Raw genomic sequence first — 14,507 nt, 5'->3', positions numbered from 1 at the left:
TGGCGTCACAGAGAGCCGCGGACCCGCGGCAGGGGCTAAAATTCTATGATGCCGTTCCTGGACAAACTTCAGCTCTGGGCCGATGAACGCCCCGACGACACCGCCGTCGTCGTTGGCGGCAAGCGGCTCAACTGGGCTGACCTTCGGGACGCCGCAACCTTGCGTCTCGGGGAGACGGCCGCGACGACGGTACTCGCCGAGCCCAATTCCCTGGACTTCGTGGTGGCGTACACGGCCGCCGTGGCCGGCGGACGGCGCTGCGCCGTGGTCGACCCGTTGTGGCCGCAAGCCATGATCGATGAGGTCACCCAGAGGATCGGAGAAGCCAGGCCCGCCACCGGCCCCCTGCCCGCCATAGGCGACGAGCTGTCCGACGGCCATGCGGACACCACGTTCCTGATCGGCCTGACGTCCGGAACCACGTCCGTACCCAAAGCCTTCACCCGTTCACGGCGTTCGTGGCAGGTCTCGTTTGACGCCTCCATCGAATTCTTCGGGCTGACACCGGAGGACAGGACCCTCGCGCCCGGACCGCTGGCCGCGAGCTTGAACCTGTACGCCCTGTCCGAATGCCTGTACGCCGGGGCGGCCTTCCACACCATGGAGACCTTCGACGTGGGCGATGTCCACGCAGCCATCAGTTATGACGGCGTCACCCGCCTGGTCCTCGTGCCCACCATGCTGCGGCTGCTGAGCGAGCGCGGACTGGCCGGAGGCGTGGACGCATCCGGCGTGCGGAGCATCATCTGCGCAGGCTCGAAGCTGGACGCCCGCACCCTTGAGGCCGCCAGGCGTTGGGCGCCCAACGCGGCCATTTTCGAGTATTACGGTGCGTCCGAGCTGAGTTTCGTTTCCGGAACGCGCCTTGCCGCCGGTGAACCGCTCGACGTCGGCGGCACCGGAATCGGCAGACCGTTTCCCGGCGTCGAACTCAAGATACTGGACGACGACGGCGCGGAGCGGCCCGAAGGGGCCGACGGGAACATCTGCGTCCGCTCCGGCATGGTCAGCAATGGGTATTTGTGGGGCGACGACGGCCAGGCGCTGCGGTGCTTTGACGGTTGGTACACGGTGGGGGACCAGGGCTATGTGGACTCCGGTGTCCTGCATATCCTCGGCCGTCGATCCGACATGATCATCACCTCCGGGAGGAATGTCTATCCCCATGAGGTGGAGCTTGCCTTGGCATCGGTCCCCGGGGTCTCGGCGGCCGTCGCGGCCGGAATGCCGGACGAAGTCCGGGGCCAGAAAGTTGTCGCAGGAATCGTTCCGGCCTACGGTTCGGTGACGGCAACCCAGGTGAAGACGGGCCTGGACGGTTTGCTCGCCCGGGACAAGCGACCCCAGCGGTATTTCACGCTGTCCGAATTGCCCGTGACGGACCGCGGGAAGGTCAGCCGCCAGATGTTGCTCGACTGGATTGAGAACAGCGATCCGCGGGCGAAACCACTTGCCTAGCCGCGAGCCGGGCACCGGGCTGGACCCTTCGCGCCAGCCGGTGATCATTGCCGCCCTGCGTACGCCCATTTGCCGCGCCAACGGACAACTGAAGTCGCTTCGCGCCGAGGAGCTCCTCTCCCCGGTCCTGCGTTCACTGCTGACAGCCACGGGTGTTGCCGGTTCGGACGTCAGCGACGTCGTGATCGGCAATGCGGTGGGCGGGGGCGGAAACCTGGCCCGGTATGCCGCATTGCACGCGGGGTTGCCCGTGGGGGTCCCCGGACTGACGGTGGACCGTCAGTGCGGTTCCGGGCTCGACGCCATCGCCCTGGCGTCCCGGCTCGTGGCCGCGGGCGGCAATGGCGTCTTCCTGGCCGGGGGAGTGGAGAGTATCAGTACTGCCCCGCTGCGTGCCAGGCGAAACCTGGGCCTCGACGGCGGGCCGGACTTCTACACCCGGGCCACCTTTGTACCGCCCGAGTTCGGGGACCCGGACATGGGGGTGGCTGCTGAAAATGTGGCGCGGGAATTCTTCGTCAGCCGCGAACGACAGGACGAGTTCGCCCTGCGCAGTCACCAGCGTGCGGTCGCGGCTAGCGCCGCTGGTGCATTCGCCCCGGAAATTGTTCCCTTGGAAGCCACCGGCGCCGTGGTGCAGGCGGATGACGGACCCCGGGCGTCCCTCAGGGCCGGACTCATGGCCCGATTCCCGCCGGCGTTCGTACCGGGCGGCACCGTGACAGCCGGAAACTCGTGCGTCGACGCGGACGGGGCCTCCGCCGTCGTTATCACTTCTCTGCAACGGGCCCGGCAACTTGGCGCCGCCGACGGCTTGCTTGTTCTGGGCTGCGACACCGCAGGCGTGGACCCGGAACTGCTGGGCATCGGAGCTTCAGTGGCGGCGAAACGGTTGCTGGCCGAGCTTGATCTTGAGCCCGGGGAACTGGACCTCGTGGAATTCAACGAGGCATTCGCTTCGCAGACACTCGCATGCCTCGACGCGTTGGGTGTGGAACCGGCACGGGCGAACCTCGACGGCGGAGCGCTGGCCTTGGGACACGCCTACGGTGCGTCGGGGGCTGTCCTGGTGACGCGGCTGCTGGCCCAGGCCCGCCGGATGGCCGAAGCGCAGCCGGGCAGGGAGAGCCTGGCGCTGGCGATGATCAGCATCGCAGGTGGAATGGGCACAGCGGCAATGTTCCGCTACTCACAGCTGCGGGGCGATTAGTCTTCGGCGTCGCCCAGACCGCGCGCGGCGAGTGCGTCGCCGGTCTGCCGCGCATAGGCAACAGTGGTGATGAAAACCGGCAAGACCAAGGCGCGGGGATTGCGTTCAAGCCCCCGAGCCCGGGCCGAGTCACGGACATCGGAGAATGCGCCGGCAATGAACGGAAGGCTGCGCAGCATGATGGCGATGGTCAGCGCGAAGCGCTCAGGGTCGGCCCCGAAACGCTGGAAGGGCTTGGACAGGGCAACCACCCCGTCCAGCAATGCCTGCACCGGAGTCGTGACCGTCAGTACCGACGCCGCGACGACGCAGACCAGCACATTGAGCACGATCCGCGCGGCAACGGGGCCGCCCAGCTGCCACCATTGGACGGCGCCGATCGCAACGAGGATGGGCGTCACGAGCCACACGGAACGCGCGAGGCGTTTGAGTCCCGCGCCGCTCAACAGGAAAAGCCCGCACATCACGGCAAGGACGGCGGCCGAGACAAGCCAGTCGACAATCAGGAACGATGCCAGGCCGCAGCCGGCAACCAGGAGAAATTTGAGCCACAGGGGAGTGCGGTGCACGATCGAGTTGCCCCGCACATAGTTGGGGATCAGCACCCCGTGGGCCCTCACGTCGCCTGCACCTTGCCTTGTGCGGGCTCAGCGGCACAAAGCGCGCGGTAGTGTTCGACGGCGGCGGCTGCTCCGCCGTCGAACACTATCCGTCCGCAATCCACGACCAACGCGCGGTCCGCCTCGAGGGCAAGGTCGAGATCGTGGGTGGACATGATGATCTGCTGCTCCAGGCCCGCAAGCGTGCGCCTGAGCAGCTCCCGGTTGCGCAGGTCCAACAGCGTTGAAGGCTCGTCGAGGACCAGGACGGCGGGATTCACCGCGAGGACGGCCGCGAGGGCGAGCAGCTGCCGTTCGCCGCCGGAGAGCTCGTAAATACTCTGGTCCGCGAGGTCCAGGATCCCGAACCGTTGCAGGACAGCTTCTGCCCGGGCCGCACGCTCTTTGGAGTTCTTGATGGAACGGCGCAAAGAGAGTTCAACATCTTCCCGCCCGGTTGGCATGACCAGTTGCGACAAGGGATCGGTAAAGACGAAACCCACCTGGCCGCGGACCTGGCGAACGTCCCGCATGCTGTCTGCGCCGTTGATGCTGACGGTACCTTCGCTGGGAGCCACCAGGCCGTTGAGCAAGCGCAGCAGGGTGGACTTTCCCGAGCCATTGGCCCCGATGACCGCAATGCGTTGCTCAGTGAGTTCCAACGAGACGTCCTGCAGTAAAGTCCTGGGTGCCGCGCGGCCGTCGACGGCTACGCGCACTGAGACGTCGCTGAGAATGATGGTGTTCATGTCCTGATTGTGCCCGCTCTATTTGACGCGGCGGACCAGGATGTCCGGGAAGGCCTTGTGGAGCGAGACGGCGATGATCGCAGCGAGGACGTTCTTGATAGTGTCCCCGGGGTAGTAGGGAAGGTCGGCCAGGAACGCCTTGGCGAAGTCGAACTTGCCATTGACCATGAAGCCAAGCACTCCGAGGCCGTGAATGAGGACGATGGTGCTGATCATGGCTGCGGCAAACAGGAAAACGGCCCGGTACTTGACTGTCTTGCGGATCACGATCGCCGCCAACCAGCCGGTGACGGCCGCCGCCAAGGGAAAAGCGATGATGTAGCCGGCCGACGGTGTTGCCAGGATACCGAGCCCGCTCCGGCCCCCGCTGAAGATCGGCAGTCCTGCGAAACCGAGCAGGGTGTAAAGCCCGACGGCGGCAAAGGCCCGCCCGCCGCCGAGCACGAGGCCGGTCAGGATGACAGTGAGGGTCTGCAGGGTGATCGGTACGCCCAAGGAGCCGACCGGAATGCCCGGAATCAGCGTTGAGGCGGCCACGAGTGCGGCGAATACCGCGATGAGGCCGATGTCCGTGGAGGTCCAGCGGGCGCGGGGAGGGGTTCGTCGCGTGGATGCGGTTTCGGTGCTGCTCATGGTGTGTCCTGTCTGTGCCTGGGGCGGAATGAATCCCCTGAAACCGACACTACAGAGCAGCATGATCGGGAATTTTGTAGGGTGTCCACCAGGAGCACAGCAAGGCCTTGGGGCCAAGGTACAAAGAGCGGCCCTGTCGGCGGCCGGAGCCGCCTTGCCTAAGCCTCGACGTCCTCTGCTGGTGGAGTGAAGCCCGCGCGGTCCACCCTGCGGTGGTAATGCATGCCGGCCAGTCCGCCGAGTGCTGCGGCGATGAGGGTCACTGCTGCTACTACGAGTGCGGCGATGATGCCGATGGTGCTCAGCTGTCCCTCATTCACCGGAATCCTCGGGAAACTGTTCACGGTGGCGAGGATATTGAACCGCGGTCCGGCGAACAACCCCAGCAACGCCACCAGCACGGCAACGATAATTGCCCAAAACCAGACCATGAGCCCCTGCTTGATGCCGTTGAACCGGGCCATGCGTCCGGCAACGTAGCCGCCGCAATAATAGGAGAGGAACAGGATCACCAAGAGCGCGATGATCCCCGCGACTCCGACGGGCTGCGATGATGCCAGGTTCGCCGCGTCACTGACATTCGCGTTGTTCGCGAGTCCGACAGCGATCCCCGCCGCCGCCACGAGGGCGACCAGCAGCACGGCCATACCCGTTGCGGTCAGCCAGCCGAAGAAGGCCGAGCCGATCTTGATTCCGCCGAACTGCTCCTTTTCGCGGGCGATGACGGTCTCACGGGTGGCGGCGTTTGGGTCTGAAGCGGGGGAAACCACGGGATAGCTGCTCGTGTTGCCGACGTAGCTGTCGTCAGGGTAGACGGGGCCCGTCCCACGTGCATCGGCTACCTGGTCCCGCCGTGGTTCGGCGGCGTACGGGATTTCATCCTGGCTGCCGTCAGCCCGTACGTGTTTGCCATCGGATCCTGTTGCACTGCTCATCGAGAGTCTCCCTTGCAATCGTCCTATCTTCACCTAACCACGCGCCGAAAATAGTAGCAAGGGTACTTACTATTCCGGGATCATCCACCGGCGTCCTTGGCGCTGGCGAGCGAGCGAGCTGGTGGGCGGTAGAATCGTAAAGGCCGTTTGTTCGGCCCCTCCACTTCAGCCGCGCCTTGACCTCCGGTGCTGCGGGTGTTCCCCATTGAAAGGCATCCCCCGAATTGATTACCGTCCAGGAACTCGAACTGCGCGCCGGCGCCCGCCTGCTCATGGACCAGGTGAGCTTCCGCGTGGACAAGGGGGACAAAATCGGACTGGTGGGCCGGAACGGTGCAGGCAAGACGACCCTCACCCGCGTCCTTGCCGGTGAGGGACTGCCCGCGGCCGGCAAGGTTGCCCGCAGTGGTGAGATCGGCTACCTGCCCCAGGATCCGCGGACCCCGGACATGGAACAGCTGGCACGCGACCGCATCCTTTCCGCCCGCGGCCTTGACGTGGTGGTGGGCAAGCTCAAGCAGGCCCAAACGGACATGTCCAGCGAAGATGCCACAGTCCAGCGCAAAGCCATGAACCGCTACGACCGCCTGGAAGCCGAGTTCCTCGCAGGAGGCGGCTATGCGGCCGAGGCCGAAGCCGCAGCCATTTCCTCCAACCTGGCACTTCCCGAGCGGCTCCTGAACCAGCCGCTCAAGACACTCTCCGGCGGCCAGCGCCGCCGTGTGGAACTGGCCAGGATCCTTTACTCTGACGCCGAAACGCTCCTCCTGGACGAACCCACCAACCACCTCGATGCGGACTCCATCACGTGGCTCCGCGACTTCCTGAAGAGCCACCAGGGCGGGCTGATTGTGATCAGCCACGACGTGGAGCTCCTCGAAGCGACGGTCAACAAGGTTTACCACCTGGACGCCAACCGGGCGCAGATCGACTTCTACAACATGGGGTGGAAGCGCTACCTCCAACAGCGCGAAACCGATGAGCGTGCCCGCAAACGCGAGCGCGCCAACGCCGAGAAGAAGGCCCAGGTCCTCATGGACCAGGCCAACAAGATGCGTGCCAAGGCCACCAAGGCAGTGGCGGCGCAGAACATGGCGAAGCGGGCCGAACGGCTACTCGGCGGCCTGGAAGCAGTCCGCGAGAATGACCGCGTGGCAGCCTTGCGTTTCCCGGATCCCGCTCCGTGCGGCAAGACTCCGCTCACCGCAGAAGGTTTGAGCAAGTCCTACGGCTCACTCGAAATCTTCACCGACGTGGACCTGGCAATCGACCGTGGCTCCAAGGTGGTCATCCTGGGCCTCAACGGTGCAGGCAAGACCACCCTCCTGCGGATGCTCGCCGGCGTGGACAAGCCGGACACCGGCGACATCGTCCCTGGCCACGGGCTCAAAGTGGGCTACTACGCGCAGGAACACGAAACCCTGGACCACGACCGCACCGTCCTGGAGAACATGCGTTCATCCGCTCCGGACATGAAAGACGCAGAGGTCCGCGGGATCCTGGGGTCGTTCCTGTTCTCGGGTGACGACGTCGACAAGCCGGCGGGTGTGCTTTCCGGTGGTGAGAAGACGCGACTGGCCCTCGCCACGATCGTGGCCTCGAGCGCCAACGTGCTGCTCCTGGACGAACCCACCAACAACCTCGACCCCGCCAGCCGTGCCGAGATCCTTGGCGCACTGCGAAACTATTCCGGCGCCGTCGTGCTCGTCAGCCACGATGAAGGCGCCGTGCAGGCGCTGAACCCGGAACGCGTGGTCCTGCTGCCGGACGGCGTCGAGGACCACTGGAACGAAGACTACCTGGACCTCATCACCCTCGCTTAGGGGTGCGGGTCTGGGCATGTCGACGCCGTCAGGGCATTTCCCACGGCACAGAGGCAAGTGGGCGGCCTAGTTCAATGTAGCTTTTCAGATTGGACAGGACCGCCGACCAGCCGCGGCCCGCAATCGCCAATTGTTCGTCGTCGGCGATGTTCCTGTGATGGACCGTCAGCCTGGCGATGCCGTCATGTGACTCGATGGTGAAGGTGACCACATCGGGCTTCACCACCGCTGGAACCGCGGGATCCTCCCACGTGTTCACGAGGCGCGCCGGCGGCGTTGCTTCCAGGATGGTCCCCACGACGTCGGCGGTTCCGGAGCCGTCCGTGCGCCGGTGTTCCCAGCGCGAACCTGCCTTCCAGTCCGAGACATTCGCGTGGCCCCAGTACTCAGCGCTTTGGGCTGCGTCCGTCAGTGCCGTCCAAATCTGGTCCGGGGTGCCTTCGATGTACGTGACGTAGGTGTATTCAGCCATGCTCACCAGCCTAGCCCCAGGCCGGAGGGGATCAACGGCACTGGCCGGATCAATGACACTGGCGGGATCAATGACCAGGTGGACTACCGATTCAGCGGACCTTGAGGGGCCGGGCGGCCGTAATCCGCTGGAGTTCGCTGTAACTGATGGAGAACATCGAGTTATGGTCCCCCGCGCCTGCCCAGAGCAGTGGATGTTCCTCGAGCGAAATGTCGAGGATGGTTCGTATGGGCTGTGGGTGTCCAAGGGGAGCTACGCCGCCTACGGCCTGCCCGGTGTGTTCCAAGACGAAGTCAGGGCTCGCCCGGCGGATCCTGGCCGTCCCCAAGGAGGCCGCTACCAGGGCGGTGTCCACTTTCGCGGCCCCGCTCGCGAGAATCAACAGCGGAGCGCCGTCGAGTTCGAAGACCAGGCTGTTGGCGATGGCCGCAATATCGCAACCCAGCAAGGAAGCTGCCGCAGCCGCAGTGGGGACATCATCGTCGAAGGTGCGCACCGTATCTTGCGCTCCGGCCGCCGTCAGGGCCGACTTCACGTTCAGCACGGGGGCCGGGATTGTTTCAGTAGCCTTGTGCATCCAGGATTGCGTCTTCCTCTTCTTCGGCCGTTGGCCGCTTTGATTTCCGTGGCGCGGGTGCCTTGCGACGAGGCATCGCGCTGATTTCTTCTTCCTCATCTTCGGCATCGATCCGGGCATTGCGGGCCTGTTGCCTGGCTGCGTAGCCGAAACCGACGAACATCAGCACGCCGAAGGCGAACCACTGCAAGGAGTATGAGAGGTGGGTGCCCTCGTCCGTGGCCGGCTTGGCGAATGGTGCGGGCATCACCTGGACGCCAGGCGATTCCGTGGCGAGCTGCCCGTAGGCGCCGGTCATGATGGGATAGCCAAGCTCCGTGGCAAAGGAAGGAAGGTCGATGGATGCCAGCTGGCCGTCCACGGCGCCGCGGCCTAGATCCGGTTCGGAGGCCTTAAGGCGCGCGACGACGGTGACCTCTCCAGCCGGTGGGGCCGGGATGCTGTCGGGGTGGCCGGGAGTCTTGTTTCCGATGGGCAACCATCCGCGGTCAACCACTACGGCTTCGCCGCTCGACAATCGGAATGGGACCACTACCTCGTACCCTGGCTGGCCGTTGAGGGGACGGTTACGGACGACGCGTTGGCCCGAAACGTCATACCTGCCGTGAAGCTCAACTTGTGCCCATTCCCGTTCGGGGTCCAAGGACTGGAATTCCGCCTTGGCGGCGGAGAAGGGAAGGGGAGTTGCCGAGTAGTTGGTCACAACGCGGTTGATCTCGGCCAGCGTTTCGGCCCTGCGATCCATTTGCCAGCGGCCCAGCAAAACGCAGCCGGTGGCGAAGATCAGGGCCAGGACGAAATAGCCCAGCCACTTGCTGGAAAAAAGAAAGCGGTACATTCAGCGGGCCTCGCCTGGGTCAGTGGTCTTCGCGAACGGTATGGTCTCTTTCCAAAGGTCGCGGGTCTGCAGGTAATCTTCCAACCATTCCCGGTGCTCCTCGCAGGACAGCCACACCTTGCGGCGCTCGGGAGTGTGGATGCGCGGATTGTTCCACAAGAGCTGCCACGTAGCCTCGGCACGGCATGCCTTGCGTGAGCAGACAGCCGGAGGCGTCCCGGCTTGGCCGGCATACTGCTCATTGTCCAGCCCAAGGCCGCCCATAGTGAAGATGTTCATGAAGCCGCCTGTTCTTCCCCGCCGAGTGGATATTGGCGCTTGCCGGCGCCGGTGTTGTCATGTGGTTCCGGGCGGGAGGCGTCCTGGTGTGTGGAGTCGTCGGCGTCGTCGATGAGCTCGCCCTCCAACACGGTGACGGGCGCCTCGGCGGGCTCCCCTTCTGCAGGTGGTGACGCTTCCAGCTCGACGGCCGGGACGTAGTCTAGCAAGGCGTCGCTATGGACTTCGGCCTTGTCACTGCCATTGGCGATCACTACGGCAATCCAGGGCAGGAACACGGCCCCAGCTACCGCGATGATCTTGAACCAGCCATCCACCACGAAAATGAGCAACAGGCACACCAAACGGATACCCATCGCCAAGGCGTACTTGATCATTCGTTCGCGCATGTCGTCCGAGTGGGCGGCAGCGGCGTCGGTAATGCTGTGCACCACGGGGTCACCTGAAACGGCGTCCGGGTCCCCGGGCGCCTGCAGGGGACTGCTATCTCTTGTCACGGCTGATTCATCACGCTCCAACGGCTTCCCTCAATTCTCTCACCCCGGAACGGGCCTCCCAAACCGCGCCGGGCGCAGCTGCCCGCGGCCAGGCGCACGCGGCGGCTAAGATCGATGCAGGAAATCACCCACTTTCAAGCGGCACAGTCCTGTCGCGGAACTCTGGAGAGCAGCATGTCTGAAGCAGTATCAACCGCCCGCAGTGTCCTCATCACGGGCGGAAACCGGGGCATCGGCCTGGCGATCGCAGAGTCATTCCTCGCCAACGGCGACAAGGTCGCCGTGACGTACCGCAGCGAAACACCGCTCCCTGAGGGCATCCTTGGCGTCAAGGCCGATGTGACGGACGAGGCCTCGCTTGACGCCGCGTTCACGGAAGTCGAGGCTGCCCACGGGCCGGTCGAGGTTTTGGTAGCCAACGCCGGCATCACCAAGGACACGCTCCTTTTGCGCATGAGCGAGGACGACTTCACTTCCGTCATCGACACCAACCTCACGGGCGCCTTCCGGGTCATCAAGCGGGCATCGAAAGGCATGATCCGCATGCGCAAGGGCCGGGTTGTGCTGATCTCCTCCGTGTCGGGCCTCTACGGCGCCCCCGGACAGATCAACTACTCGGCCTCGAAGGCGGGCATGGTGGGCATCGCGCGTTCCCTCACCCGGGAACTTGGCAGCCGTGGCATCACGGCCAACGTGGTCGCACCGGGTTTCATCAACACTGACATGACCGCCGAGCTTCCCGAAGACACCCAGAAGGCGTATTTGGCGAGCGTTCCGGCAGGCCGCTTTGCCGAGGCTTCCGAGGTCGCCAACGTGGTCCGCTGGATTGCCAGTGACGAAGCCGCATACATTTCCGGTGCCGTCATCCCCGTGGACGGCGGCCTGGGCATGGGCCACTAGGTCAGGGTTCCCGCTGGCATGATTGACTCGGGACTAAGAGAACTTGGATGTTTTGAACATGTTGGACGCTTTGAATAAAGGAGCACGAATGGGACTGCTGGACAACAAGACGGCAATCGTCACCGGTTCTTCACGCGGCATCGGCGCTGAAGTAGCCAAGATCCTGGCCGGCGAGGGCGCCGCCGTCGTCGTCAACTACCGGCAGAAGGCCCCCCGGGCCAACAAGGTAGTGGGCGAGATCCAGGCAGCTGGCGGCCGTGCCGTTGCCGTCGGCGCTGACTTGACCACGCAGGAAGGCGTCCAGGCTCTGGCCAGCGCGGCCATGGAGGAATTCGGTTCGCTGAACGTCCTCGTGCTCAACGCTTCCGGGGGCATGGAATCCGGCATGGAGGAGGACTACGCCCTCAAACTGAACCGTGACGCCCAGATCAACATGCTCAACGCCGCTGTACCGTTGATGCCGGAAGGCTCCCGCGTGGTCTTCGTCACGAGCCACCAGGCGCACTTCGTCGAGAGTGTTCCAACGATGCCTGAGTACGAGCCCGTTGCCCGCAGCAAGCGGGCGGGCGAAGTCGCATTGCGCGAACTGCTCCCGAACCTGGCAGACAAGGGCATCTCACTCGTGGTGGTTTCCGGCGACATGATCGAGGGCACCGTGACGGCGACCCTGCTGGACCGCTCCAACCCGGGCGCCATTGAAGCCCGCCGGGCCGAGGCCGGCAAGCTGTACTCGGTGGAGGAATTCGCCGCCGAGGTGGCAAAGATGGCCACGGCCGACGTCGAGAGCGGCCACACCGAGTACGTCGGTGGCGCCGACTACTTCGGCAAGAGCGCCTGATCATCTTTTAGCGCATAGAGGAGCGGCCCGGGACTGTCTGAACCAGCCAGTCCCGGGCCGCTTTTTCATGACGCATGACGGCGGGCTAAACGCCGGCGATATGCCGGACTGCGTCCAGGTACGGCATGTTGATGGCGGCATCAGCTACCGCCCGGACGGCAGGCTTGGCGTTGAACGCGACACCGATGCCCGCCGCGCCCAGCATGTCGAGGTCGTTCGCGCCGTCGCCCACGGCGATGGTGTGCTCCAGGTCGATTCCCTCGGCGGCTGCCCACTCGCGAAGGTACTTCTCCTTGGCGGCGCGGTCGATCACGTCGCCAAGGACCTTGCCGGTGAGGAAGCCGTCGACGATTTCAAGTTCATTTGCGATCCAGTAGTCCAGGCCGAGTTCCTCCGCGATGGGCCTCAGGATCTGGTTGAAGCCGCCCGACACCACCGCCACCGCATGGCCGGCGGCCTTGAAAGCGGCCACGAGTTCCGCCGCGCCCTCGCTCAGGCGCACCTCGGCGCGGACGGCGTCGACGACGGCGGACGGCAGGCCTGCGAGGACCGCCACCCGGGCGTGGAGGCTTTGCGCGAAGTCCAGTTCGCCGCGCATCGCGGCCTCAGTCACGGCCGCTACTTCCTCGCGCTTGCCGGCGTGCGCGGCCAGTAGTTCGATGACTTCCTGCTGGATCAGGGTGGAGTCCACATCCATGATCAGCAGCTTCCGTGAAGCGTCACGCAGCGCGTCGGCGACGATAGCGGTGTCCATACCCGGTGCCGCGGCGTCGGCGACCCTGCGCCGTAGGCCTGACAAGTCGGCGACGGTAGCCCCGTCGACGGCCAGGCCAATGGTGTAGACCCCAAAGCGATCGTCGCCCGAACGCGACTCCGACGTGAAGGAAGCCCCCGAGCCGGACAGCACCTTTCGCAGGTGTTCAAGCTCCGAAAGGGACAAATTCACGCCATAGCTGACCGCGGTCAAGTTCGAACTCATGGCTGCAATCTTAGCGAGCGCGGAACCGCCGTCCGAACTCGTGTTTCATCCAAGGCGTCCCGCAAACAGTGTGACCGAAGTTCCGGTTATCTATCGCCCCTATTTTTGTCCTAGTGTCTACTCCTATGAGTGATGTTCTTGAATTGGCTTCCGTCAGCGTTGTCCGAGGTACCAAGACCCTGCTGGACAAGGTTGACTGGCAGGTCAATGAAGGCGAACGCTGGGTCATCCTCGGTCCCAACGGTGCCGGCAAGACCACTCTGCTCCAGATCGCCGCCGCCCGGATGCATCCCACGAGCGGGAAAGCCGGGATCCTTGACGAGACGCTGGGCCGGGTGGACGTCTTTGAGCTCCGTCCGCGCATCGGCCTTTCCTCCGCGGCCCTGGCCACCCAGATCCCGGAGCAGGAAAACGTGCTGAACGTTGTGGTCACCGCTGCCTACGGAGTGACCGGCCGCTGGCGCGAGGGCTACGAGCGCGACGACGAACGCCGCGCCTTCGGCCTCCTCAACGAATGGGGGATGGGCCCGCTCTTGAACCGCTCCTTCTCTTCGCTTTCCGAAGGCGAGCGCAAGCGTGTGCAGATCGCCCGGGCCCTCATGACCGATCCCGAGCTGCTCCTGCTCGACGAGCCGGCCGCCGGCCTGGACCTCGGAGGACGCGAAGAGCTCGTCCACAAACTCGGTGAGCTCGCCCGCGACGAGGACGCCCCCGCCATGGTCCTCGTGACCCACCACCTTGAAGAAGTTCCCCCGGGATTCACCCACGCCATGCTGCTTCGCGACGGCGGCGTGGTTGCCGCCGGACCTATCGAAGAAGTCCTGACAGCAGAACACCTCAGCAACACCTTTGGCCTCCCCCTGGACGTGACCGAGAACTCCGGCCGCTACACGGCCACCGCCCGCCGCTAGGCCGGGGCAGCGAGAAGCAGTGGAGATCCTTAGCGGCGTCCTGATCTTTTTCGCGGGCTTGTGGGCCGGAACCATCAACAGCGTGGTCGGCTCGGGCACGCTGGTGACCTTCCCGGTCCTCATCGCCCTGGGCTACGCTCCCGTCACGGCGACCATCAGCAACGCCATGGGGCTCGTGGCAGGCAACGTGACAGGGGCCTGGGGCTACCGCCACGAACTCAGGGGCCGGGGCAGGCAGTTGCTCAGGCTCTTGCCGGCGTCGCTGCTTGGGGGCATCACGGGTGCCTGGCTGTTGCTGCACCTCCCGGAGAAGGTCTTCTACTACGCCGCTCCCATCCTGATCGTGGTCGCGCTGCTCATGGTTCTCTTCCAGCCCAAACTCCAACGGTGGGTCCAGGACCGGGCAGGCAACCCGGAACACGCCATCCACGACAAGCGGCACACCGTGATCCTCGTGGCGCTGGTGTACCTCGCCGGGGTCTATGGCGGCTATTTCGTCGCTGCCCAGGGCATCCTGCTTGTCGGCATCCTGGGTGTCTTCATGACCGGCACCATCCAGAACGCCAACGCCATGAAGAACATCCTGGTGTTGGCCGTCAACGTGGTGGCAGCGTGCTCCTACCTCCTGTTTGCCTTTGGCCGGATCGAATGGCCGGTGGTGGCAGTCATCGCGGTCAGTTCATTGATCGGCGGCCTGGTGGGCTCCAAAGTGGGACGGCGCCTGAAGCCCCTCGCGCTGCGCATCGTGATCTTCGCTCTTGGCATCGTGGCACTCGGCTTCATGATCGCCAACTTGCTGAAATAGGAAC

Annotated in this window: 17 protein-coding genes; 7 read left to right on the top strand and 10 right to left on the bottom strand. The window is 64.8% G+C overall.

The features are described from left to right. Nucleotides 1-48 precede the first annotated feature (48 nt). Both LFT47_RS12165 and LFT47_RS12160 read left to right on the top strand, forming a co-directional pair. Nucleotides 49-1,458 (top strand): class I adenylate-forming enzyme family protein, encoded by a 1,410-nt coding sequence (locus LFT47_RS12165; RefSeq protein ID WP_236811114.1) that lies wholly within the window; start codon nucleotides 49-51, stop codon nucleotides 1,456-1,458. After that, nucleotides 1,451-2,668: a thiolase family protein gene (locus LFT47_RS12160; RefSeq protein ID WP_236811113.1), complete on the top strand. Its 1,218-nt coding sequence runs from the start codon at nucleotides 1,451-1,453 to the stop codon at nucleotides 2,666-2,668. Before LFT47_RS12165 ends, LFT47_RS12160 begins: the two co-directional genes overlap by 8 nt. Here the strand turns inward: LFT47_RS12160 and LFT47_RS12155 are convergent. From LFT47_RS12155 to LFT47_RS12140, 4 genes are all read right to left on the bottom strand, one after another. Continuing rightward, a complete protein-coding gene (locus LFT47_RS12155; protein ID WP_236811112.1) occupies nucleotides 2,665-3,288 on the bottom strand; it encodes an energy-coupling factor transporter transmembrane component T family protein in 624 nt (207 codons plus the stop codon). The genes LFT47_RS12160 and LFT47_RS12155 overlap by 4 nt on opposite strands. After that, the gene (locus LFT47_RS12150; RefSeq protein WP_236811110.1) at nucleotides 3,285-4,016 is read right to left on the bottom strand and encodes an energy-coupling factor ABC transporter ATP-binding protein; all 732 of its coding nucleotides are present in this window, start codon (nucleotides 4,014-4,016) and stop codon (nucleotides 3,285-3,287) included. The genes LFT47_RS12155 and LFT47_RS12150 overlap by 4 nt, the downstream gene beginning before the upstream one ends. 18 nt (nucleotides 4,017-4,034) lie before the next feature. Continuing rightward, a complete protein-coding gene (locus tag LFT47_RS12145) occupies nucleotides 4,035-4,649 on the bottom strand; it encodes a biotin transporter BioY (RefSeq protein WP_236811102.1) in 615 nt (204 codons plus the stop codon). A gap of 158 nt (nucleotides 4,650-4,807) precedes the next feature. Continuing rightward, on the bottom strand, nucleotides 4,808-5,584 hold the full coding sequence (locus LFT47_RS12140) for a YrzE family protein (protein WP_236811101.1): 777 nt from the start codon (nucleotides 5,582-5,584) through the stop codon (nucleotides 4,808-4,810). Between the two features lie 224 nt (nucleotides 5,585-5,808). Here LFT47_RS12140 and LFT47_RS12135 point away from each other — a divergent pair, with 224 nt between their 5' ends. Beyond that, nucleotides 5,809-7,407 (top strand): ABC-F family ATP-binding cassette domain-containing protein, encoded by a 1,599-nt coding sequence (locus LFT47_RS12135; RefSeq protein ID WP_236811100.1) that lies wholly within the window; start codon nucleotides 5,809-5,811, stop codon nucleotides 7,405-7,407. A 28-nt stretch (nucleotides 7,408-7,435) separates the two neighbouring features. Here LFT47_RS12135 and LFT47_RS12130 read toward each other — a convergent pair whose 3' ends face one another. The 5 genes from LFT47_RS12130 to LFT47_RS12110 all read right to left on the bottom strand — a co-directional run bounded on the left by LFT47_RS12130 (nucleotide 7,436) and on the right by LFT47_RS12110 (nucleotide 10,091). Beyond that, nucleotides 7,436-7,879: an SRPBCC domain-containing protein gene (locus tag LFT47_RS12130; RefSeq protein WP_236811099.1), complete on the bottom strand. Its 444-nt coding sequence runs from the start codon at nucleotides 7,877-7,879 to the stop codon at nucleotides 7,436-7,438. A gap of 91 nt (nucleotides 7,880-7,970) precedes the next feature. Then, nucleotides 7,971-8,456, bottom strand: a complete 486-nt coding sequence (locus LFT47_RS12125; RefSeq protein ID WP_236811098.1) for a YbaK/EbsC family protein — start codon at nucleotides 8,454-8,456, stop codon at nucleotides 7,971-7,973. Beyond that, nucleotides 8,440-9,294, bottom strand: coding sequence for an SURF1 family cytochrome oxidase biogenesis protein (locus LFT47_RS12120; RefSeq protein WP_236811097.1), 855 nt, complete (start codon nucleotides 9,292-9,294; stop codon nucleotides 8,440-8,442). The genes LFT47_RS12125 and LFT47_RS12120 overlap by 17 nt, the downstream gene beginning before the upstream one ends. Then, nucleotides 9,295-9,573, bottom strand: coding sequence for a hypothetical protein (locus LFT47_RS12115; RefSeq protein ID WP_236811096.1), 279 nt, complete (start codon nucleotides 9,571-9,573; stop codon nucleotides 9,295-9,297). Further along, a complete protein-coding gene (locus LFT47_RS12110; RefSeq protein WP_236811095.1) occupies nucleotides 9,570-10,091 on the bottom strand; it encodes a DUF3099 domain-containing protein in 522 nt (173 codons plus the stop codon). The genes LFT47_RS12115 and LFT47_RS12110 overlap by 4 nt, the downstream gene beginning before the upstream one ends. A 153-nt stretch (nucleotides 10,092-10,244) precedes the next feature. Between LFT47_RS12110 and LFT47_RS12105 the strand changes: the two genes are divergently transcribed. Then, the gene (locus LFT47_RS12105; protein WP_236811092.1) at nucleotides 10,245-10,970 is read left to right on the top strand and encodes a beta-ketoacyl-ACP reductase; all 726 of its coding nucleotides are present in this window, start codon (nucleotides 10,245-10,247) and stop codon (nucleotides 10,968-10,970) included. A gap of 88 nt (nucleotides 10,971-11,058) precedes the next feature. Next, entirely contained in the window at nucleotides 11,059-11,808 is a 750-nt protein-coding gene (locus LFT47_RS12100; protein ID WP_236811090.1) for an SDR family oxidoreductase, read from the top strand. An 85-nt stretch (nucleotides 11,809-11,893) separates the two neighbouring features. Here the strand turns inward: LFT47_RS12100 and serB are convergent, their stop codons facing one another. Then, complete coding sequence (gene serB, locus LFT47_RS12095; protein ID WP_236811088.1) at nucleotides 11,894-12,787, bottom strand: phosphoserine phosphatase SerB; 894 nt, start codon at nucleotides 12,785-12,787, stop codon at nucleotides 11,894-11,896. Between the two features lie 125 nt (nucleotides 12,788-12,912). On the opposite strand from serB, the gene LFT47_RS12090 reads away from it, so the two are divergent. Further along, nucleotides 12,913-13,698, top strand: a complete 786-nt coding sequence (locus tag LFT47_RS12090) for an ABC transporter ATP-binding protein (RefSeq protein ID WP_059389255.1) — start codon at nucleotides 12,913-12,915, stop codon at nucleotides 13,696-13,698. 19 nt (nucleotides 13,699-13,717) lie between these two features. Then, the gene (locus tag LFT47_RS12085; RefSeq protein WP_236811086.1) at nucleotides 13,718-14,503 is read left to right on the top strand and encodes a sulfite exporter TauE/SafE family protein; all 786 of its coding nucleotides are present in this window, start codon (nucleotides 13,718-13,720) and stop codon (nucleotides 14,501-14,503) included. Nucleotides 14,504-14,507: the final 4 nt, after the last annotated feature.

Source organism: Arthrobacter sp. FW306-2-2C-D06B, assembly GCF_021789175.1.
In the GTDB taxonomy this organism is placed as follows: domain Bacteria; phylum Actinomycetota; class Actinomycetes; order Actinomycetales; family Micrococcaceae; genus Arthrobacter.
This window is presented reverse-complemented; position numbering and strand designations above follow the sequence as displayed.